At 71.3% G+C, this 19,774-nt stretch carries 20 protein-coding genes; 15 read left to right on the top strand and 5 right to left on the bottom strand.

All coding sequences use genetic code 11. The features are described from left to right. Nucleotides 1–160 precede the first annotated feature (160 nt). Nucleotides 161–1,240, bottom strand: coding sequence for a septation protein SepH (gene sepH / locus ACH427_RS27005; RefSeq protein WP_398873431.1), 1,080 nt, complete (start codon nt 1,238–1,240; stop codon nt 161–163). 347 nt (nt 1,241–1,587) lie between these two features. On the opposite strand from sepH, the gene ACH427_RS27000 reads away from it, so the two are divergent. Beyond that, nucleotides 1,588–2,697, top strand: a complete 1,110-nt coding sequence (locus ACH427_RS27000) for a hypothetical protein (protein ID WP_398873429.1) — start codon at nt 1,588–1,590, stop codon at nt 2,695–2,697. 80 nt (nt 2,698–2,777) lie between these two features. On the opposite strand, the gene ACH427_RS26995 is transcribed toward ACH427_RS27000, so the two are convergent. Both ACH427_RS26995 and ACH427_RS26990 read right to left on the bottom strand, forming a co-directional pair. Beyond that, the gene (locus ACH427_RS26995; RefSeq protein WP_398873427.1) at nt 2,778–4,115 is read right to left on the bottom strand and encodes a D-arabinono-1,4-lactone oxidase; all 1,338 of its coding nucleotides are present in this window, start codon (nt 4,113–4,115) and stop codon (nt 2,778–2,780) included. Continuing rightward, on the bottom strand, nt 4,054–5,346 hold the full coding sequence (locus ACH427_RS26990) for an MFS transporter (RefSeq protein ID WP_398873425.1): 1,293 nt from the start codon (nt 5,344–5,346) through the stop codon (nt 4,054–4,056). The genes ACH427_RS26995 and ACH427_RS26990 overlap by 62 nt, the downstream gene beginning before the upstream one ends. Before the next feature lie 155 nt (nt 5,347–5,501). Between ACH427_RS26990 and ACH427_RS26985 the strand changes: the two genes are divergently transcribed. From ACH427_RS26985 to ACH427_RS26975, 3 genes are all read left to right on the top strand, one after another. Then, complete coding sequence (locus ACH427_RS26985; RefSeq protein ID WP_398873424.1) at nt 5,502–6,641, top strand: ferrochelatase; 1,140 nt, start codon at nt 5,502–5,504, stop codon at nt 6,639–6,641. A gap of 9 nt (nt 6,642–6,650) precedes the next feature. Further along, complete coding sequence (locus ACH427_RS26980; RefSeq protein ID WP_398873422.1) at nt 6,651–7,451, top strand: inositol monophosphatase family protein; 801 nt, start codon at nt 6,651–6,653, stop codon at nt 7,449–7,451. Nucleotides 7,452–7,674: 223 nt separating this feature from the next. After that, complete coding sequence (locus ACH427_RS26975) at nt 7,675–8,202, top strand: RICIN domain-containing protein (RefSeq protein ID WP_398873420.1); 528 nt, start codon at nt 7,675–7,677, stop codon at nt 8,200–8,202. Between the two features lie 201 nt (nt 8,203–8,403). Here ACH427_RS26975 and ACH427_RS26970 read toward each other — a convergent pair whose 3' ends face one another. Then, complete coding sequence (locus ACH427_RS26970; RefSeq protein ID WP_366005867.1) at nt 8,404–8,571, bottom strand: hypothetical protein; 168 nt, start codon at nt 8,569–8,571, stop codon at nt 8,404–8,406. A gap of 354 nt (nt 8,572–8,925) precedes the next feature. On the opposite strand from ACH427_RS26970, the gene ACH427_RS26965 reads away from it, so the two are divergent. The 4 genes from ACH427_RS26965 to ACH427_RS26950 all read left to right on the top strand — a co-directional run bounded on the left by ACH427_RS26965 (nt 8,926) and on the right by ACH427_RS26950 (nt 12,384). Further along, nucleotides 8,926–9,579 (top strand): response regulator transcription factor, encoded by a 654-nt coding sequence (locus ACH427_RS26965; RefSeq protein WP_398873549.1) that lies wholly within the window; start codon nt 8,926–8,928, stop codon nt 9,577–9,579. A 6-nt stretch (nt 9,580–9,585) separates the two neighbouring features. Continuing rightward, complete coding sequence (locus ACH427_RS26960; protein WP_398873417.1) at nt 9,586–10,842, top strand: sensor histidine kinase; 1,257 nt, start codon at nt 9,586–9,588, stop codon at nt 10,840–10,842. Between the two features lie 398 nt (nt 10,843–11,240). Then, nucleotides 11,241–11,537, top strand: a complete 297-nt coding sequence (locus ACH427_RS26955; protein WP_116214298.1) for a DUF4193 domain-containing protein — start codon at nt 11,241–11,243, stop codon at nt 11,535–11,537. A 13-nt stretch (nt 11,538–11,550) separates the two neighbouring features. Then, nucleotides 11,551–12,384 (top strand): hypothetical protein, encoded by an 834-nt coding sequence (locus ACH427_RS26950; RefSeq protein ID WP_398873415.1) that lies wholly within the window; start codon nt 11,551–11,553, stop codon nt 12,382–12,384. A gap of 5 nt (nt 12,385–12,389) precedes the next feature. Here the strand turns inward: ACH427_RS26950 and ACH427_RS26945 are convergent, their stop codons facing one another. Beyond that, the gene (locus tag ACH427_RS26945; protein ID WP_398873413.1) at nt 12,390–12,833 is read right to left on the bottom strand and encodes a DUF3093 domain-containing protein; all 444 of its coding nucleotides are present in this window, start codon (nt 12,831–12,833) and stop codon (nt 12,390–12,392) included. Between the two features lie 59 nt (nt 12,834–12,892). Between ACH427_RS26945 and ACH427_RS26940 the strand changes: the two genes are divergently transcribed. The 7 genes from ACH427_RS26940 to kdpC all read left to right on the top strand — a co-directional run bounded on the left by ACH427_RS26940 (nt 12,893) and on the right by kdpC (nt 19,621). After that, nucleotides 12,893–13,477, top strand: coding sequence for a PaaI family thioesterase (locus ACH427_RS26940; protein WP_398873411.1), 585 nt, complete (start codon nt 12,893–12,895; stop codon nt 13,475–13,477). Further along, entirely contained in the window at nt 13,474–13,974 is a 501-nt protein-coding gene (gene dut, locus ACH427_RS26935) for a dUTP diphosphatase (protein WP_398873409.1), read from the top strand. Before ACH427_RS26940 ends, dut begins: the two co-directional genes overlap by 4 nt. Nucleotides 13,975–14,044: 70 nt before the next feature. Beyond that, nucleotides 14,045–14,758: a DUF3710 domain-containing protein gene (locus ACH427_RS26930; protein WP_398873547.1), complete on the top strand. Its 714-nt coding sequence runs from the start codon at nt 14,045–14,047 to the stop codon at nt 14,756–14,758. Nucleotides 14,759–15,060: 302 nt separating this feature from the next. Further along, nucleotides 15,061–15,150, top strand: a complete 90-nt coding sequence (kdpF, locus tag ACH427_RS26925) for a K(+)-transporting ATPase subunit F (protein ID WP_116214304.1) — start codon at nt 15,061–15,063, stop codon at nt 15,148–15,150. A gap of 7 nt (nt 15,151–15,157) precedes the next feature. Next, a complete protein-coding gene (gene kdpA / locus ACH427_RS26920) occupies nt 15,158–16,849 on the top strand; it encodes a potassium-transporting ATPase subunit KdpA (RefSeq protein ID WP_398873406.1) in 1,692 nt (563 codons plus the stop codon). Beyond that, on the top strand, nt 16,846–18,966 hold the full coding sequence (gene kdpB / locus ACH427_RS26915; protein WP_398873404.1) for a potassium-transporting ATPase subunit KdpB: 2,121 nt from the start codon (nt 16,846–16,848) through the stop codon (nt 18,964–18,966). Before kdpA ends, kdpB begins: the two co-directional genes overlap by 4 nt. 7 nt (nt 18,967–18,973) lie before the next feature. After that, nucleotides 18,974–19,621 (top strand): potassium-transporting ATPase subunit KdpC, encoded by a 648-nt coding sequence (gene kdpC, locus ACH427_RS26910; RefSeq protein WP_398873402.1) that lies wholly within the window; start codon nt 18,974–18,976, stop codon nt 19,619–19,621. Nucleotides 19,622–19,774 lie beyond the last annotated feature (153 nt).

The raw sequence follows: 19,774 nt of genomic DNA, 5'->3' as shown, positions 1-19,774 counted from the left end.
CCCCTGTCGTCCGGCGGGAGCGGCCGAACGGAGCGACGGCGCCCGGCCCTCGACGGGCCGGGCGGTGCCGCCGTGCGGAGAGGCCGGGCGAGGCGCGCGCCACCATGGCCCCGGCAGCAGCCGGGGTTGACGGGTGGTCACTCCTCGAGTCGCTCTGCCGTCACTCCTGTTTCTTGCGCCGGGTGCCGAAGACGATCTCGTCCCAGCTGGGCACCGCGGCCCGGCGGCCCGGCCGGACGCCGTCCGCCTCCGCCTGACGGTCCGTCGTCCCGGTGAGCCGGTCGCGGTGACCGGCCACCGAACGCGGCATCAGCACATCGGCGTACGCGGCACCCGCGCCCGCGCTCGCGGCCGGAGGCTCGACGGCCTCCGCCTCCTCGTCGGTCTCCTCGCTCACCGGCGTCACCGAGGGCGGCTCCGGCACGACCATGTCACCCCGGAAGCTGGGCACGGCCTCGAGCAGGCTCGTCAGGGAGTCCCGCTCCTTGGCGGTGTCCTCCGCGGCGGCGTCGGTGTCCGGCTCCGCGGGGGGAGCGGGCGGCGCCGGGGACGGGCGGTCCAGGGTGCGGTCCAGCGGCCGGTCGCGCGGCAGCCGGGCGATGCGCGGCACGAAGGGAAAGCTCGGCTCGGGCGTGTCGTCGGTCTCGCCGATGAGGGCCCGCGCCTCGTCGTCCATCGCCTGAACGATCCGCCGCGGCGGGTCGAACGTCCAGCTCGCGGCGCGCGGCTCACCTGCCGACCGGTAGACGAGCAGGACTTCCCAGGTGCCGTCGTCGCGGCGCCAGGAATCCCACTGCGAGCTGTCCTTCTCCGCGCCACGCAGCACGAGCCGCTCCGCGACCGCCTCGCCGAGCGGCGGACCGGTGTTCTCACCGGGACGGCGCACGGGCGTCTTGCGGGCGCGCTCGGCCATGAAGGCGCGCTCGGCGAGCACCGGTCCCTCGAACCTGCGGACCCGCTCGACGGGAATGCCGGCCAGCTGCGCGACTTCCTCCGCCGAGGCACCGGCGCGTATACGCGCCTGGATGTCGCGCGGGCGGAGATGGCTCTCCACCTCGATCTCGATCTGGCCCAGGCGAGCACGGTCGTTGCGCACCGCGGCGCGCAACCGTTCGTCAATGGGAAGGGTGTACTCCGTGCTGTCCGCAGCCTTGAGCACCAGCCGTGTGCCGTCGTTGGAGACGGCCACGACACGCAGTTCGGGCATGGGGACCTCCCGGGTGGTGCCTGCCGACGTCACCTGCGTCGCTGCTTCCGCTAGTCGAGTGTGGCCTGCCCGGGTGCAGCCTGCCACAACATTGCCGAGTTGACGGGGCGAGAGCCGCCTGGCCCCTCCCGTTTGGGTCCGGGCAGCCGGACGGGACACCGGGACCAGGGCTCGCCACAGTACTCCATTCGGGCCACTGGGCGTGGATCGGCGCGCCATCGAAGTTCACGCGGGAGAAGGGAGTTGATCCGGACCGTCGGTGAGGGCACCCACCGAACGGGTGTCGAGGTTCACACAATCGCCTGAATCGGAACTGTTCGTTACGCTCGAATGTCTCTTCTAGCTGCAAGACGGATCGAAGGGCTACACAGAGGCGGGAGATGGACGACAAAGGCGAAAGCGAGGCAAAACCCAAGAAGAAGCGCCTGGAGCTGAGCCTCGCGCAGGTCGCCGGGAGCGCCCTCGCGGCGGTCGTGGCCGCGCTGCTCGCGGGCAAGCTCGGTGTGTACGGCACCGTGCTCGGCGCCGGCGTGGTGAGTGTCGTGGCCACCTCGGGCGGCACGATCTTCCAGCACCTCTTCAAGCGCACCGGCGAGCAGCTCCGCGTGGCGACCACCCAGGCGGCCAGGCCCACGCTGCGCCAGGTGCCGGTGCGGGACGCCGGGCGCGCCGTGGGGCGCCTCGAACCGGACGCCACGCCCGACGCCGACCGGACCCAGCTGCTCGGCCAGGTCGACGCGACGCGGATGATGCCGGCCGCCGACGCGGCGCGAGGTCTGCCCGCCGAGGACGCGACGCGGCTGTTGCACGGAGCGGGCCACACGCCGGAGCACAGCACGCACGCGGGCGCGTATGGGGATCCGCACGCCGGTGCGTACTCCGATGAACAGATCGACGGCCTGAGCGACGAGTACACGACAGGCACCACCCACGGCACGCGGCTGCGGTGGGGCTGGAAGCGCCCGCTGCTCGCCGCGGCCGCGGTCTTCGCGCTCGCCATGGGCACCGTCACCGCCGTCGAGCTGGTCAGGGACCAGAGCGCGGACGGCTCGACGAACTCCACGACGATCAGCCAGCTGGTCGGCGGCGGCGGGAAGTCGGAGAAGAAGCAGGAGCGCACGCCCTCCGAGAGCCCCGACCCGGGCCGTTCGCACGAGGGCGACCGGGAGCCGGGCAAGGGCGGAGGCGACAACTCCTCGCCGGACTCCGGGACGTCCGGGCAGGGCGGCGGTACGGGCAAGCCCTCGCCGAACCCGTCGACGTCGTCCGGTACGGGCGGCACCACCGGCGGTTCGACGCCCGACCCGAAGCCGGACCCGTCCGACCCCACGCCGACGCCCGACGGCGGCAAGGGCGGCACCGAAGGCAAGGGCGGCACGACCACGGGCGGCCAGGGCACGACCGGCTCGACCGGGCAGACCCCCAAGCCGCCGCAGGGCCAGAACGCGGCGGCGGGCACGGGCACGGTCACCCAGGGCACGCTGTCGTAGGACTCCCTCTCCTGCCGGACGGGCCCGGCGGTGCGGAACCCCCCGCACCGCCGGGCCCGTCCGCGTCCGCGGCGGAAGCCTCAGCCCAGGACGCGCCGCAGATACGCGTTGCCGAACACACCCTCCGGGTCCATCCGGTCGCGCAGCGCGGTGAACTCCCCGAAGAGCGGGTAGACCCCGGCCAGATACGCCGCGTCGCGGCTGTGCAGCTTGCCCCAGTGCGGGCGCCCGCCGTGCGCCGTCATGATCCGCTCCGTCAGCGCGAAATACGCGTGGTGCGGCGTGCCGCGGTACATGTGCACGGCCACGTAGGCCGTGTCCCGCCCGTACGCCGTCGACAGCGGGACGTCGTCCGCCGGGGCGGTGCGTACCTCCACCGGGAAGCTGATCCGCAGCCGTGAGCGCTCGATCGTCGCGCGCAGCTCGCGCAGTGCCGCCATGGCGGCACTGCGCGGCAGGGCATACTCCATCTCCAGGAAGCGGACCCGCCGGGGGCTGGTGAAGACCTTGTAGGCGACGTCGGTGTACGTGCGGGCCGACAGGGCGCGGCCGGCGAGCCGGGCGATGCCGGGGACCGCGGCGGGCACGGTGCGGCCCACGGAGCACACGGCCTGGAAGAGGCCGTTGGCTATCAGCTCGTCCTCGACCCAGGCGGCGGCGCGGCCGGGCGGTGCGGCGGGGCCCGCGCTGCGGTTGTTGCGCTTGGTGGTGCAGTGGGTCGTGTGGGGGAACCAGTAGAACTCGAAGTGCTCGTTCTCGGCGACGAGCTGATCGAACTCCGCGGTGACCCGGTCGAAGGCCATCGGCTCCTCCCTGGCCCGCAGGAGGAATTCCGGCTCCACCGCGAAGGTGATCGCGGTGATCACCCCCAGCGCGCCGAGACCCAGCCGGGCCGCCGTGAAGACCTCCGGGTGTTCACGCGGTGAGCAGGTGAGCACCGAGCCGTCCGCCGTCACCAGCTCCAGGCCACGCACCTGGGCGGCGAGCGAGGCGGAGTCGCGGCCCGTGCCGTGGGTGCCGGTGCTGACCGCGCCCGAGGCGGTCTGCTCCATGATGTCGCCCATGTTGGCCAGCGACAGGCCGTGCGCGGACAGCGCTGTGTTCAGCTGCCGGAGCGTGGTCCCGGCGGCCACGGTCACCGTCCCCGCCGCCCGGTCGACCGCCCGCAGTCCGGTCAGCCGCTCCGGGCGGATCAGCAGTCCCTCCGTGGCGGCCACCGCGGTGAAGGAGTGGCCGGTGCCGGCCGCCTTGATCTTCAGGCCGTCCGAGGCGGCCCGTGCCACCGCCTCGGCGAGCTCCGCGGTGCTCGCCGGTGCCACGGTCCGCGCGGGGCGGGCGGTGACGTTCCCCGCCCAGTTACGCCACGCGCCCCTTGTCCCGGTCGTCGTACTGCTCTTGGTTCCGGTCGTTCTCGTCATGTGCGTCGGACCCTCCCCTTGCCTGCGGCGCGGGTCCCCCCGGCCGCTGCGGCGCCGGCGTGCGGAGCCGGCGGTAGCCGAGGAACGCCACCGCGGCCGAGAGCGCACCCGCCACCACGCACACCACGTACCCCGCCCTCGCCCCGGCGTCGTCGACGACCCAGCCGGCGGCCGACGAGCCCAGCGCCACCCCGACCGCGAGCCCGGTGCTCGTCCAGGTCATGCCCTCGGTCAGCTTCGCGCGCGGTACGTGCTGTTCGACGAGGGCCATCGTCGTCACCATGGTCGGCGCGATGAACAGGCCCGCGACGAAGAGCGCCACGGCCAGGAGCGGCAGGCTCCCGACCAGTTGGAGGGGGATCATACTCACGGCCATCGCGCAGACGCCCAGCAGCCAGCGGCGGGCCGGCTCGCCCTTGAGGCGCAGCAGCCCGAAGACGACGCCGGCCAGGCAGGAGCCCAGCGCGTAGACCGAGAGCACCAGGCTCGCCGCCGCCTTGTGGCCCTGCTCCTCGGCGAAGGCGACGGTCACCACGTCGATCGTCCCGAAGATCGCGCCCGTGGCCACGAACGTCACCACCAGCACCTGGAGCCCGGGGGAGCGCAGCGCCGAGCCGCCGTGGTGGTGCTCGCGGGGGTGCGGCACGGGCTCGGTGGAGCGCTGCGCGGTCAGCCAGAGGACGCCCACGGCCAGGAACACGGCGGCCAGCAACGGGCCCGCCTCGGGGAACCACGCCGTGGACAGGCCGATCGAGAGGATCGGGCCGAAGATGAAGCACACCTCGTCGACCACGGACTCGAAGGAGTACGCGGTGTGCAGCTCGCGGCTGCCGCTGTGGATCGCCGCCCAGCGGGCCCGCACCATCGAGCCCACGCTGGGCACGCAGCCCGCGGCGGCGGCGAAGACGAAGAGCGTCCAGTCGGGCCAGCGCTGCTGCGCGCTGAGCAGCAGCCCCGCGACGGCGATCACGCAGACCAGCGTCGCCGGGCGCAGCACCCGGCGCTGTCCGTGCCGGTCGACGAGCCGGGATATCTGCGGGCCGACGACGGCCGCCGAGATGGCCAGGGTCGCGGACAGCGCGCCCGCCAGCCCGTACCGGCCGGTCAGCTGGGACACCATCGTCACGATGCCGATACCCATCATCGACAGCGGCATCCGGCCGAGGAACCCGGCGGCGGAGAAGCTTCTGGAGCCGGGGGCGGCGAATATTTCGCGGTAAGGACTGGGCAAGGGAGCCGCCAGGGGATCGGGGGGTGAACCGAGGAGGTTGACAGTGGATGAGGGTGCCGGTAAGGGATGTAAGTGGCCGATACAGCTTACGTGCGTACGGGTGCGCGACGCACGGCCATTTCCTGCCTGTCAGTGACGGGTGGCAGGATCGGACCATGTCGGATCAGCCAGCAGACCAGCGAGCAACAGCCCCGTACGACGCCCTGTTGCTGCTTTCCTTCGGCGGCCCCGAAGGCCCGGACGACGTCGTCCCGTTCCTGGAGAACGTCACCCGGGGCCGCGGGATCCCCCGCGAGCGGCTCAAGGAGGTCGGGCAGCACTACTTCCTCTTCGGCGGCGTCAGCCCGATCAACGACCAGAACCGCGAGCTGCTGGCCGCGCTGCGCAAGGAGTTCGCCGACCACGGCATCGACCTGCCGGTTCACTGGGGCAACCGCAACTGGGCCCCGTATCTGACCGACACCCTGCGCGAGATGGCCGCCGCGGGGCACCGCCGCGTCCTGACGCTCGCCACCAGCGCCTACGCCTCGTACTCCGGCTGCCGGCAGTACCGCGAGAACCTCGCCGACGCCCTGGCCGCCCTGGAGGGCGAGGGGATCACACCGCCGCGCGTCGACAAGCTGCGGCACTACTTCAACCACCCCGGCTTCGTCCGGCCCATGGCCGAGGCGACCCTCGCGGCGCTCGCCGCTCTCCCCGAGGACGTCCGGGAGGGCGCACACCTCGCCTTCACCACGCACTCCATCCCCACGGCCGCGGCGGACACCTCGGGCCCCGTCGAGGGCCACGGTGACGGCGGCGCCTACGTCGCGCAGCACCTCGAGGTCGCCCGGCTGGTCGCCGACGCGGTCCGCGAGGAGACCGGCGTCGAGCACCCCTGGCGGCTCGTCTACCAGTCCCGCAGCGGCGCCCCGCACATCCCCTGGCTCGAACCCGACATCTGCGACCACCTGGAGACCCTGCACGGCGCGGGCGCCGAGGCGGTCGTGATGGTCCCGATCGGCTTCGTCTCGGACCACATGGAGGTCAAGTACGACCTCGACACCGAGGCCACCGCCAAGGCCGCCGAGCTCGGCCTGCCGGTCGCCCGCGCGGCCACCGTCGGAGCGGATCCGCGCTTCGCGGCCGCCGTCCGCGAGCTGGTGCTGGAGCGGGCCGCCACCGAGCGCGGCCTCGACCCGCGGCGCTGCGCGCTCGGCGCGCTCGGCCCCTCCCACGACCTCTGTCCCGTCGGCTGCTGCCCGGCCCGGGCCCCCCGCCCGGCCGCCGCCGGAGCCGACAGCCCCTACGCGTAAAGGAGCACTGTGAGCGACATCCTGAAGGACGAACTCCTGGCCGTGGCCCTGGAGGCCGCGGAGCGGGCCGGCGCCCTGCTCAGGGACGGCCGCCCGGCCGACCTGGGCGTCGCCGCGACCAAGACCAGCCCCATCGACGTCGTCACCGAGATGGACATCGCCGCCGAGAAGCTGATCACCGGCTTCCTCGCCGAGCGGCGCCCCGCCGACGGGGTGCTCGGCGAGGAGGGTGCCAGCAGCGCGGGCAGCAGCGGGGTGCGTTGGGTCGTCGACCCGGTCGACGGCACGGTCAACTATCTCTACGGGCTGCCCTCCTGGGCCGTGTCGATAGCCGCCGAGATCGACGGCGAGGCGGTCGTCGGCGTGGTCGCGGCGCCCGTCCGGGGCGAGACCTACAGCGCGGTGCGCGGCCGCGGCGCGTTCCTGGGCGGCAGGCGGCTCGCCGTCCGCCCCGCGCCGTCCCTGGGCCAGGCCCTGATCGGCACCGGCTTCGGCTATCTCACCGCCCGCCGGGCCGCCCAGGCGGAGGTCCTGCGCAGCCTGCTCCCGGAGGTCCGCGACATCCGGCGCGGCGGGTCCGCGGCCATCGACCTGTGCGACGTGGCCTGCGGCCGGCTGGACGGCTACTACGAGCGGGGGCTCAACCCCTGGGACTACGCGGCCGGGGCCCTGATCGCCCGCGAGGCGGGCGCGCTCACCGGCGGCCGGCCCGGCGAGGCGGCGTCCACGGAGCTGACGGTGGCGGCGCCACCGGCGCTCTTCGAGCGGCTCCAGGGGCGCCTGGAGGACCTGGGCGCCTGGCACGACTGAGGAAACAGGGCCGCGATTGCGCGATATGCCGTCCGGAGTGGCTCATTTGCCATCCGGGGTGGCTTGTTTTCGATCCCGGTAGAGGAATGTAGGGGAATTCGGACCACAAGTTGAGCTTGCTCCCCAATTGGTGTTACTTCTTGCGGAAAGCGGAGGCCGGGGCTGAGGGGGGAGCCCGGCCGGATCCGTTGTGCCGCCCCCTCCGTTCTTTCAGGAGATGACCTTGAAGACCAAGCGAGCAGCATTGATCACTGGTGTGGCGATTGCGGCTTCGACCATGGTTATGACCACTGGAGCATCCTCGGCGTCTGCCGTCAGTTACACCTCGTTTCGTAATGAGAGCAGCGGGAAGTGCCTGGAGATCGAGAACTCCTCGCGTAGTAATGGCGCCAAGGCCCAGCAGTGGGACTGCAATGGGCAGGCCGGTTCGCGGTGGTACACCAGGGACGCCGGCGGGGGCTACCGCTACATCGTCAATCAGAACAGTGGTAAGTGCCTGGAGATTGAGAATTCCTCAGGCCGTAACGGTGCCAAGGCCCAGCAGTGGGACTGCAATGGCCAGGCCGGCGCGAAGTGGAAGATCAGTTACGCGAAGATGTTCGGTGCCACGCTGATCACCAGCAGCAGTGGCAAGAGCCTGGAAATCGAGAATTCCTCGCGCAGCAACGGTGCCAAGGCCCAGCAGTGGGACGGCTTTGTGAACAACACCATCCGATCCAACACTCTCTGGGCCGAAATCCTGGGTTTCTGAGGCCCCCGGCGTCATGAAGAGCATTGCCCCTGCGGCAAGCCGACGTCGGCCCGTACCCCAATGTGCTGACGCGGCAGACGGGCCACGGTCCCCCGGACCGTGGCCTGGTCGTTTCTGGCGGGGCTTCATCCGGGCAGAAGAAAGACCCCCGCACCAAAACAGGTGCAGGGGCCGGGTGAGCCCAGCGGCGAGCGGCTACGGCTAGGCCGCAGAGACTTCGACGCCGTGCTCCGCCGCGAGGCGGTGCAGGTCCTCCAGCGCCGCCTGTTCCACCTCGGCGAGGAATTCGTCGCCCGACCTGCGGGCCTGGTCCAGGTCGGACCGGGTGCTCTCTATGCGCTGCAGAATGCCAGCGGTGAACGCGTCCATAGTGCTGCGCCCCCTCCAGGGTCGGCTCGGCGGCACGGGGGTGTGCCTGGGGGTCACCCCCGGCGGGGACCGGGGGAGAGACGATCACACCCTGCCCCTTCGGACGGCGGCCGATCGTGACGTGCCGCTGCTCGGGCGTGATCGCGGGTGTGCAGTCGTCTTCCCCACCGCCGTCCGCGGGGAAACCTGCGGCCGTCCGGCAATCCGGAACCACGCCGGGGCCACACGTCCTGCCACGACCGCCCCCGGCGCCCCTTACAGCCGGTTTACCGGCGTAGGAGGCAGGATGGACACACCCACCGAAGAACCGACATGCCTGCCCTGACCAAGGGCGCCAAGGGAAGGATCAACGCCGTGCGCGTACTCGTCGTCGAGGACGAGCAACTGCTCGCCGATGCCGTCGCCACCGGATTGCGCCGGGAGGCCATGGCCGTCGACGTCGTGTACGACGGAGCGGCCGCGCTCGAGCGCGTCGCCGTCAACGACTACGACGTCATCGTCCTCGACCGCGACCTTCCCCTCGTCCACGGCGACGACGTGTGCCGCAAGGTCGTCGAGCTCGGCATGCCCACCCGCGTCCTGATGCTGACCGCCTCCGGCGACGTCAGCGACCGCGTGGAGGGCCTGGAGATCGGCGCCGACGACTATCTGCCCAAACCCTTCGCCTTCAGCGAGCTCACCGCGCGCGTACGCGCCCTCGGCCGCCGTACGACGGTGGCGCTGCCGCCCGTCCTGGAGCGGGCCGGCATCAAGCTGGACCCCAACCGCCGCGAGGTCTTCCGCGAGGGCCGGGAGGTGCAGCTGGCGCCCAAGGAGTTCGCGGTGCTGGAGGTGCTCATGCGCAGCGAGGGCGCGGTCGTCTCGGCCGAGCAGCTCCTGGAGAAGGCGTGGGACGAGAACACCGACCCCTTCACCAACGTCGTCCGCGTCACGGTCATGACACTCCGCCGCAAGCTCGGGGAGCCCGCGGTGATCATCACCGTGCCCGGCTCCGGATACCGGATCTGACGCCCGATGCCCGGCACCCCCACACCGCCCGCGGCCCCGCAGACCCCGCCGAAGCCCAGCTGGGACCCCCGCCAGCCCGTCGTACGGCCGTTCCCCTGGCTGCGCCCGACCATCCGGATACGCCTCACCCTGCTCTACGGCGGGATGTTCCTGATGGCCGGCGTGCTGCTGCTCACGATCATCTATCTGCTGGCGGCCAACGCCCTCGACGTCGGCAGCCAGCCGCTGGTCAGGCTGACGGGCGGCACCCAGTTCGTCGTCGAGAACCCGGCGCTCTGCCCCCAGCTCCAGTCGGGGGGTACCAGTACCGAGCTGAACCACGTCCTGAGCACCTGCCAGGCCAACCTGCGCGCCGGAGCGCTCGACACGCTCCTCAAGCGCTCCCTGCTGGCCCTCCTCGGCCTCGCCGTGATCGCCTTCGCCTTCGGCTACGCCATGGCGGGCCGGGTCCTCTCGCCGCTCGGCAAGATGACGCGCACGGCCCGCCGGGTCGCCGCCACGGACCTCTCCCGGCGGATCGAACTGGGCGGCCCGGAGGACGAGTTGAAGGAGCTCTCGGACACCTTCGACGAGATGCTCGACCGGCTGGAGCGGGCGTTCACCGCGCAGCAGCGCTTCGTGGCCAACGCCTCGCACGAGCTGCGCACGCCGCTCGCCATCAACCGCACCCTGCTGGAGGTCCACCTCTCCGACCCGGGGGCGTCCCCCGAGCTCCAGCAGCTCGGCAAGACCCTGCTGGCCACCAACGAGCGCAGCGAGCAGCTCGTGGAGGGCCTGCTGCTGCTCGCGCGCAGCGACAACGAGATCGTGGACCGCAAGCCCGTCGACCTCGCGGAGGTGGCCTCCCAGGCCATCGACCAGACGCGCGCGGAGGCCCAGGCCAAGGGCGTGGAGCTGCGCGGCACCCGGCAGCCCGCGGTCGTGCAGGGCAACGGCGTGCTCCTGGAGCGCATCGCGCTCAACCTCGTGCAGAACGCCGTGCGCTACAACGCGGCCGACGGCTGGGTCGAGGTCACCACCGAGGCCCAGCCGGGCCAGGCGGTGCTGGTCGTGGAGAACACCGGCCCCATCGTCCCGGCGTACGAGCTGGACAACATCTTCGAGCCGTTCCGCCGCCTGCGCACCGAGCGGACCGGCAGCGACAAGGGCGTGGGTCTCGGGCTGTCGATCGTCCGCTCCGTCGCCCGCGCGCACGGCGGCCGGATCACCGCCGAGCCGCGCGACGGGGGTGGGTTGATCATGAGAGTGGTACTTCCGACCTGAGAATTTCTGCGAGAATAGGGCGGCCGAAGGTTCGCTTTGGGCGGAATTTTCATGGTCCGCCCCCAGCCGGTGGCGTGTGTGATCGCTCACATGCGCAAACTTCCGGCCATCCACTCTCCGTGATCATCGGGACCGACGGAACGCCGGGAAAATGGGGGTTTCCGGGGGTCCTGATCACGGGAAGTACACGTGATGGCGTATCCACATGCGGCATCCGGACCGTGTACGGTCCCGTTCGCCATCCATCCCCATCACCTCTTCAGGTGTGCGGTTGGGTGTCGATTGAGTAACAGACCTTGATGTGAGGCAAAATCTCCGCCTCGGGTCGGGCACAAGTCCGGCCTCTCACGCGTTACGTGCGCTGGAGACACCGCAGACACCCAGAGGGGGAGAGCGACATGGCAACGGATTACGACACCCCACGCAAGACCGACGATGACGTCAATGAGGACAGCATCGAGGAGCTGAAGGCCCGGCGGAACGACAAGTCCGCTTCAACGGTCGACGTCGACGACTTCGAGGCCGCCGAGGGCCTGGAGCTGCCCGGCGCGGACCTCTCCAACGAGGAGCTGTCCGTCCGGGTCCTGCCGCGGCAGGCCGACGAGTTCACCTGCATGAGCTGCTTCCTCGTGCACCACCGCAGCCAGCTGGCCCGCGAGAAGAACGGTCAGCCGATCTGCCGCGACTGCGAGTGAGGAGCGGGTCTGCATGGCAGGCTCGATCCCGTTTCGCAAGCGGCGCTCCCAGCGGTCCGGACCGACCACCGGACCTGAGGGCGACGCCGCACGGCAGGAGGGTGCCGAGGACGCCGACGTCACCGTCGGCGCCGTGGACACCACCCCTGCCGCCGGGGCCGGCACAGACGTCGAGCGGGGCCGTGCGGCCTCGCTCGCCGCGGCTGTCGGCCGTGGCGCCAGGAAGGGCGGCCGGGGGGCGAGGGCGGGACTGACCGCCGTGGCCGATCGGATCATCGCGAACGCCCCACGCGTCCCGGTGCGCGATCTCGCGACCCTGCGCGAGCAGTTTCCGGGCCTCGGCCCGGAGGAGCTCGCGGACAAACTGGTCGCGGGCGCCGCGTACGGCACGTCCACCGTGGGCGCCGGCGTCGGCGCCGCGGCCATGCTGCCGGTCCCGCCGGCGATGCCCGCCGAGCTGGCGGCCGAGATCGTCGGCGTCGCCGCGGTGGAGTTCAAGCTCATCGCCGAGCTGCACGAGGTCTACGGCCTGCGGGCCCCCGGCACCGTGCGCCAGCGCGCGGTCGCCTATCTCGGGGCGTGGGCCGAGGAGCGCGGCATCGACGTCACCTCGCCTCTGACCGTCAACGCGGCCCTCGGCGGCCAGCTGCGGCGCGAGCTGCGCCAGCAGGTCCTCAAGCGCACCTTCCGCAATCTGCCCAACCTCACGCCGTTCATGATCGGCGCGACCGTGGGCGCGGTCATGAACCGCCGCGACACCAAGAGGCTCGCCGAGAAGGTCCGCAAGGACCTGCGCACCCGACAGGTCCCCTGGGACGCCCTCCTGCCGGAGCCCGGCTCCCCCTGAGCACCCTAGGCGCGCGCGCCCGCCAGGGCCGCCGCCAGGCGCTCGGGGGAGCGGGTGGAGAGGTAGACGTACGGCGTGGGGTCCGCGGGGTCGGTGATCTCGACGCGCACCGCCGTGGGGACGTAGCCGCGCAGCAGCATGAAGGCGCGGGTGTCGGCCTTGTGCGTGCGCCAGGCGCGGGCCTCCTCCGCGTCCAGGACCTCCGGCGTACCCAGTGCCGTCACCGGGATCCGCGCGTCGCCGGCGACGAGGGCGCCGCTCACGACGCGGATGCGCACCGAGCCGTAGGAGCTGACCGCGATGGACGCGAGGGCCGCTCCGCCGACGAGCCCGCCCAGCATCGGGATGGTGCCCAGCGGCAGCAGAATCAGCGCCATGGCGACCCCGACGAGCACCGCGATGAACCACCAGGATCGGGGCGCGGTCAGGCGTTCTTCATAAGGCTGCATGGGACCAAGCCTGCCACGGACGGGACCGGGCCCTGCTCCCGCGGGTAAGGTCAGCCCCTGTGAGTGGACGAACGACTACGCCGAAGCTGCCGCCCGGGGCCGAGCCACCGGTGCGGCACGCGGACGCGCCCGCGCCCGGGGAGATCATCGGGGCGCACTACGAATACTGCTTCGGCTGCGGCGGAGGCGTCCCGCACGGTCTGCACGTCGAGGTGCGCGCCGGTGAGGGCGTGAGCGTCACCGCGGAGTTCCGCGTCAAGGAGGCGCATCAGGGCGCCCCCGGTCTCGCGCACGGCGGTGTGCTCGCCACGGCGCTCGACGAGACGCTGGGCTCGCTGGGCTGGCTGCTGCGGGTGATCGCGGTGACCGGACGGCTGGAGACGGACTACGTACGGCCCGTGCCCGTGGACACCGTGCTGCACCTCGCGGCCGAGGTCCGCGCCGTGCACGGCCGTAAGATCTACGCCACGGCCACCGGCCGGATCGGCGGCCCGGAGGGCCCCGTCGCGGTCCAGGCGGAAGCGGTGTTCATCGAGGTCAAGGTCGACCACTTCATCGAGAACGGCCGAGCCACCGAGATCCAGGCCGCCCTGGCCGACCCCGACCAGGTGAAGGTCGCGCGAGCTTTTGAGGTGAACCCGTGAGCCGTATGCCGCTGGATGTGCTGATCCGCAGGGTCGACCCGGAGGTGCCCGTCCCCTCCTACGGCCACCCCGGCGACGCCGGCTGCGACCTGGTCACCACCGAGGCCGCCGAGCTGGCGCCGGGGGAGCGGCTGGTGCTGCCCACCGGGATCGCCATCGCGCTGCCCGACGGTTACGCCGCCTTCGTGCACCCGCGTTCGGGTCTCGCCGCCAGGTGCGGGGTCTCCATGGTGAATGCCCCGGGGACCATCGATGCCGGGTACCGTGGAGAGATCAAGGTGATTGTGGTCAATCTGGACCCGCGCGAGACCGTGCGGTTCGAGAGGTTCGACCGGATCGCCCAATTGGTTGTCCAGCAGGTCGAGAAGGTCCGCTTCCACGAGGTGGCGGAGCTTCCAGGCTCGGCACGGGCCGAAGGGGGCTTCGGGTCCACCGGTGGCCACGCTGCCGTGGGGTATGGATTCGCTTCGGTCGCAAGCGACCGGGAAGGACAGTGACGTGTTCGGTCGTCGCCGCAAGCGCGGGGAGGACGCCGTCGACCAGGTCGACGACGTGACCTCCGAGGAGTTGGCTGAGGACTCCCTCTCCAACGCGTCCGCAGAGGACATCGCGGCCGAGAGCCGGCTCCGGCTGGAGCCGGAGCCGCGCCCCGACGGGCCGTGGGACCTCTCCGAGGTCCGCGACCCCGCGGAGGGCCGCGTGGACCTGGGCGGACTGTTCGTGCCCGGGGTCGAGGGCATGGAGCTGAGGGTCGAGGTCGCCGGTGACGCCATCGTCGCCGCGACGGTGGTGCTGCGCGACAGCGCCGTGCAGCTCCAGGCGTTCGCCGCCCCCAAGCGCGAGGGCATCTGGCACGAGGTGCGGGAGGAGATCGCCTCCGGCATCACCCAGCAGGGCGGCGTCGTGGACGAGGTCCAGGGCCCGCTGGGCTGGGAGCTGCGGGCCCAGGTGCCGGTCGCGCTGCCGGATGGCACCCAGGGCGTCCAGCTCGTCCGCTTCGTGGGCTGTGACGGCCCGCGCTGGTTCCTGCGCGGTGTCATCTCGGGCCAGGGCGCGGTGCAGCCGCAGACCGCCGGGCTGCTGGAGCAGATCTTCCAGGACACCGTCGTCGTGCGCGGCGAGTCCCCGATGGCGCCCCGGGACCCGATCGTGCTGAAGCTGCCGGACGACGCGCAGATGGTCGCCGAGGGCCTCCAGCAGCAGGACGAGGACGGCGCCTCGCGCTTCGCCGGCGGTGTGGACCGCCTGGAGCGCGGCCCGGAGATCTCCGAGGTGCGCTGAAAACCGCTCGTCAAACGGCTGGATTACGCCGTTCCGCTGGGCCGCGACCCCGATCCGGGGTTGCGGCCCAGCGGCGTTTTAGCAGGTCAGGGCGGTGCGCGTATGGAATCCGTCAAGGGGGCGCTAATGGCCGTATGAGAGGCGTCAACGGGGCGCTCGCACCGTGACAACAGAGGTTTGCTTTGGGAGTCCGTTCATATCCGAACTCTCTAGGAGCACACGATGGCCGACGTGGCCTTCGTCGTCACCACGATCGCGGTCTTCGCGCTGGTGGCTCTCGTCGCCAAGGGGGTGACGAAGCTGTGACCGTCGAGAACATCGTCGGCCTGGTCGTGGCCGTCGCCCTGCTGGGCTACCTGATCCTCGCCCTCGTTTTCCCGGAGAGGTTCTAGCAAAGATATGAGCCCCGTCCTTTCCGGAGTCCTCCAGCTCACCGCGCTCGTCGCGGCGCTGGCGCTGGTCCACCGCCCGCTGGGCGACTACATGGCCCGTGCCTACAGCTCCGAGAAGCACCTGCGCGTCGAGAAGTGGATCTACCGCTCGATCGGCGCCAACCCCGACGCCGAGATGCGCTGGCCCGCCTACCTGCGCGGCATCCTCGCCTTCTCCGCGGCGAGCCTGCTCTTCCTGTACCTGATCCAGCGGATCCAGGGCGTCCTGCCGCACTCGCTCTCCCTCGGCTTCACCGCGATCAGCCCGGACCAGGCGTTCAACACCGCCGCCTCGTTCGTCTCCAACACCAACTGGCAGTCGTACTCGGGCGAGCAGGCCATGGGCCACGCCGTCCAGACCCTCGGCCTCGCCGTCCAGAACTTCGTCTCCGCCGCCGTCGGCATGGCCGTCGCCGTCGCGCTCGTACGGGGCTTCGCCCGCTCCCGCACCGGTGAGCTGGGCAACTTCTGGTCCGACCTGGTGCGCGGCACGGTCCGCATCCTGCTCCCGGTCTCCGTGATCGCCGCGGTCGTGCTCGTCGCGTGCGGCGCGATCCAGAACTTCGCGGGCATCCACGACATCGGGCAGCTCGCCGGCGGTACCCAGCAGGTCAACGGCGGCGCCGTGGCCTCGCAGGAGGCCATCAAGGAGCTCGGCACCAACGGCGGTGGCTACTTCAACGCCAACTCCGCCCACCCGTTCGAGAACCCCAATGCCTTCACCAACCTCTTCGAGATCTTCCTGATCCTCGTCATCCCCTTCTCGCTGACGCGCACCTTCGGCAAGCTCGTGGGCAACGTCAAGCAGGGCTACGCGATCCTCGCCACCATGGGCCTGATCTGGCTCGGCTTCACCGCGCTGATGATGTGGACCGAGTTCCACCACGGCGGCGCGGCGCTCCAGGCCGCGGGCGGCGCGCTGGAGGGCAAGGAGCAGCGCTTCGGCATCGGCGGCACATCGATCTTCGCGACCTCCACCACCCTGACCTCGACCGGCGCGGTGGACGGCTTCCACTCGTCCTTCACCGGCTTCGGCGGCGGCATCGCGCTGCTCGGCATGATGCTCGGCGAGATCGCGCCCGGCGGCGTGGGCTCCGGCCTCTACGGCATGCTCGTCATGGCGATCATCGCGGTCTTCATCGCGGGCCTGATGGTCGGCCGTACGCCCGAGTACCTCGGGAAGAAGATCGGCACCCGCGAGATCAAGCTCGCGGCCTGCTACATCCTCATCACCCCGACGCTGGTCCTGGGCTTCACGGCCCTGTCCATGGCGCTGGCGACCCCGCCGCACTCGATGCTCAACGTCGCGGGCAACTCCGTGGACGGCAGCGGCGCGCACGGCTTCTCCGAGGTGCTCTACGCCTTCACCTCCGGCGCCAACAACAACGGCTCGGCCTTCGCCGGCCTGAACGCCAACACGCAGTGGTACAACACCACGATCGGCCTCGCGATGCTCCTCGGGCGCTTCCTGCCGATGGTCTTCGTCCTGGCGCTGGCCGGTTCGCTGGCCGAGCAGACGCCCGTGCCCGAGACCGCGGGCACCCTGCGCACCGAGAAGCCGCTCTTCGCCGGCCTCCTCGTGGGCGCGATCCTGATCATCACCGGCTTGACCTACTTCCCGGCACTGGCCCTTGGCCCGATGGCGGAGGGACTCTCATGAGCACGACCACCCCTGTCCGTACCGCCCCCGAAGGGCCCGGGGAGGAGCGTCCGCACGGCTCCGAGGAGGCCGGCCGCGTCTCCGGTGGGCTCTTCGACCCGGCGCAGCTGCTGAAGTCGCTGCCGGACGCGTTCCGCAAGCTCGACCCCCGGGTGATGGTGAAGTCCCCGGTGATGTTCGTGGTCGAGGTCGGCTCGGTGTTCACCACCGGGCTGGCGCTCAAGGACCCGGGCGCCTGGTTCGGCTGGGCGATCACCGTCTGGCTGTGGCTGACCGTCATCTTCGCCAACCTCGCCGAGGCCGTCGCCGAGGGGCGTGGCAAGGCGCAGGCGGACACCCTGCGCAAGGCCAAGACCGACACCGTCGCGCGCCGTCTGAACGGCGGCACGGAGGAGTCGGTGCCCGGCACCGACCTGCGCGTGGGCGACCTCGTCGTCTGCGAGGCCGGTGACATCATCCCCGGCGACGGTGACGTCGTCGAAGGTGTCGCGAGCGTCGACGAGTCCGCGATCACGGGCGAGTCGGCGCCGGTCATCCGCGAGTCCGGCGGCGACCGCTCGGCCGTCACCGGCGGCACGAAGGTGCTCTCCGACCGCATCGTCGTGAAGATCATGACGAAGCCGGGCGAGACCTTCATCGACCGGATGATCAACCTGGTCGAGGGCGCGGCCCGGCAGAAGACGCCGAACGAGATCGCGCTGAACATCCTGCTGGCCTCGCTCACGATCGTCTTCCTGCTGGCCGTCGTCACGCTCCAGCCGTTCGCGATCTACGCCCACGCCGAGCAGTCGATGATCGTGCTCGCGGCTCTGGTGGTCTGCCTGATCCCGACCACCATCGGCGCGCTGCTCTCCGCCATCGGCATCGCCGGCATGGACCGGCTCGTCCAGCGCAATGTGCTGGCGATGTCCGGCCGCGCGGTCGAGGCGGCCGGTGACATCTCCACGCTGCTGCTCGACAAGACCGGCACCATCACCTACGGCAACCGCCAGGCCGCCGAGTTCGTGCCCGTCAAGGGCACCATGGCCGCCGAGGTGGCGGACGCCGCCCAGCTCTCCTCGCTGGCCGACGAGACGCCCGAGGGCCGGTCGATCGTCGTCCTCGCCAAGGAGAAGTACGGCCTGCGCGAGCGGCACGAGGGCGAGCTCGTCGGGGCGGAGTGGATCCCCTTCACGGCGCAGACCCGCATGTCGGGTGTGGACGTGACCGAGGCGGGCGGCAGCCGCAAGGTCCGCAAGGGCGCGACCGGTTCGGTCGTCGCCTGGGTGAAGGAGCAGGGCGGCACGGTCGCCGAGGACGCGACCAAGCTGACGGACGACATCTCGCAGGCCGGCGGCACGCCGCTGCTGGTCGCGGTGGAGGACGACAAGGGCGCCCGCGTCCTGGGCGTCATCCACCTCAAGGACGTCGTCAAGGAGGGCATGCGCGAGCGGTTCGACGAGCTGCGCGCGATGGGCATCAAGACCGTCATGATCACGGGTGACAACCCGCTGACGGCCAAGGCCATCGCCGAGGAGGCGGGTGTCGACGACTTCCTCGCGGAGGCCACCCCCGAGGACAAGATGGCGCTCATCAAGCGCGAGCAGGCCGGTGGCAAGCTCGTCGCGATGACGGGCGACGGCACCAACGACGCCCCCGCGCTGGCCCAGGCGGACGTGGGCGTGGCCATGAACACCGGCACCTCGGCCGCCAAGGAGGCCGGGAACATGGTGGACCTGGACTCCAACCCCACCAAGCTCATCGAGATCGTCGAGATCGGCAAGCAGCTCCTGATCACGCGCGGCGCGCTGACCACCTTCTCGATCGCCAACGACGTCGCGAAGTACTTCGCGATCATCCCCGCGATGTTCGCGGTGGCCTACCCGGGCCTGGACAAGCTCAACGTCATGAGCCTGCACAGCCCGCAGACCGCGATCCTGTCGGCCGTCATCTTCAACGCGCTGGTCATCGTGGCCCTGGTGCCGCTCGCCCTCAAGGGCGTGCGCTACCGGCCGATGAGCGCGGACAGCATGCTCCGGCGCAACCTCACCGTCTATGGACTGGGCGGCCTGATCGCCCCGTTCATCGGCATCAAGATCATCGACCTGCTCATCTCCCTCATCCCTGGCATCGGGTGACCACACCATGAACAACTCCGTACGCGGCACGGCCCGGCTGGCCGGCGCGGGCCTGCGGGCCCTGCTCGTCCTCACGGTCATCTGCGGGGTGATCTACCCCCTCGTCGTCACCGGCATCGCCCAGGCGGCCTTCCACGACAAGGCCAACGGCTCCGAGATCAAGGCGGGCGGCAGGTCGGTGGGCTCCGAGCGGCTCGGCCAGTCCTACACCCTCGACGAGAAGGACAAGGCCGGCAACCCGCTGCCCGACCCGAAGTTCTTCCAGGGCCGCCCCTCGGCGGCCGGTCCCAACACCGAGAACACGCAGTACAAGCTCGTGGTGTCCGGCGCCTCCAACCTCGCCGCCGACAGCAAGGTCCTGCTGGACAGCGTCCAGCAGCGCCGCGCCGACGTCGCCGCCTTCAACGGCGTCTCCCCGTCGGCGGTCCCGACGGACGCCCTCACCGCCTCCGGCTCCGGCCTCGACCCCGACATCTCCCCGGCCTACGCACGCCTCCAGGCGGAGCGGGTCGCCAAGGCCAACCACCTCCCGGCCGACCGGGTCCGCAAGCTCGTCGACGAGCACACCGACGGCCGCATCCTCGGCTTCATGGGTGAGGAGCGCGTCAACGTCCTCAAACTCAACGTCGCGCTCCGCGAGCTCGCCCGGGGCTGACGGGGAGGCAGTGACGTGCGTCGGCGGGGGGGCCGGGGGGGGGGGCCCCCCCCCCCCCCCCCGGGTTTTTTGCGGGACAACCAGATATAAAGTAAAAGTTTAACCCCCGCGCGGGGCCCCAAGGGGTCGGTGGGCACCCCCAACCCCCCCCCC

Origin of the sequence: Streptomyces sp. NPDC020379 (genome assembly GCF_044387105.1) — a bacterium.
Classification (GTDB): Bacteria; Actinomycetota; Actinomycetes; order Streptomycetales; family Streptomycetaceae; genus Streptomyces.
This window is presented reverse-complemented; position numbering and strand designations above follow the sequence as displayed.

Excerpts from the sequence above, each read along its gene's own strand:
- ACH427_RS27000 (WP_398873429.1), top strand. The coding sequence starts at position 1,588 with ATGGACGACAAAGGCGAAAGCGAGGCAAAACCCAAGAAGAAGCGCCTG.
- ACH427_RS26995 (WP_398873427.1), bottom strand. The coding sequence starts at position 4,115 with ATGACGAGAACGACCGGAACCAAGAGCAGTACGACGACCGGGACAAGG.
- ACH427_RS26985 (WP_398873424.1), top strand. The coding sequence starts at position 5,502 with ATGTCGGATCAGCCAGCAGACCAGCGAGCAACAGCCCCGTACGACGCC.
- ACH427_RS26970 (WP_366005867.1), bottom strand. The coding sequence starts at position 8,571 with ATGGACGCGTTCACCGCTGGCATTCTGCAGCGCATAGAGAGCACCCGG.
- ACH427_RS26960 (WP_398873417.1), top strand. The coding sequence starts at position 9,586 with ATGCCCGGCACCCCCACACCGCCCGCGGCCCCGCAGACCCCGCCGAAG.
- ACH427_RS26955 (WP_116214298.1), top strand. The coding sequence starts at position 11,241 with ATGGCAACGGATTACGACACCCCACGCAAGACCGACGATGACGTCAAT.
- ACH427_RS26950 (WP_398873415.1), top strand. The coding sequence starts at position 11,551 with ATGGCAGGCTCGATCCCGTTTCGCAAGCGGCGCTCCCAGCGGTCCGGA.
- ACH427_RS26945 (WP_398873413.1), bottom strand. The coding sequence starts at position 12,833 with ATGCAGCCTTATGAAGAACGCCTGACCGCGCCCCGATCCTGGTGGTTC.
- kdpA (WP_398873406.1), top strand. The coding sequence starts at position 15,158 with ATGAGCCCCGTCCTTTCCGGAGTCCTCCAGCTCACCGCGCTCGTCGCG.
- kdpB (WP_398873404.1), top strand. The coding sequence starts at position 16,846 with ATGAGCACGACCACCCCTGTCCGTACCGCCCCCGAAGGGCCCGGGGAG.
- kdpC (WP_398873402.1), top strand. The coding sequence starts at position 18,974 with ATGAACAACTCCGTACGCGGCACGGCCCGGCTGGCCGGCGCGGGCCTG.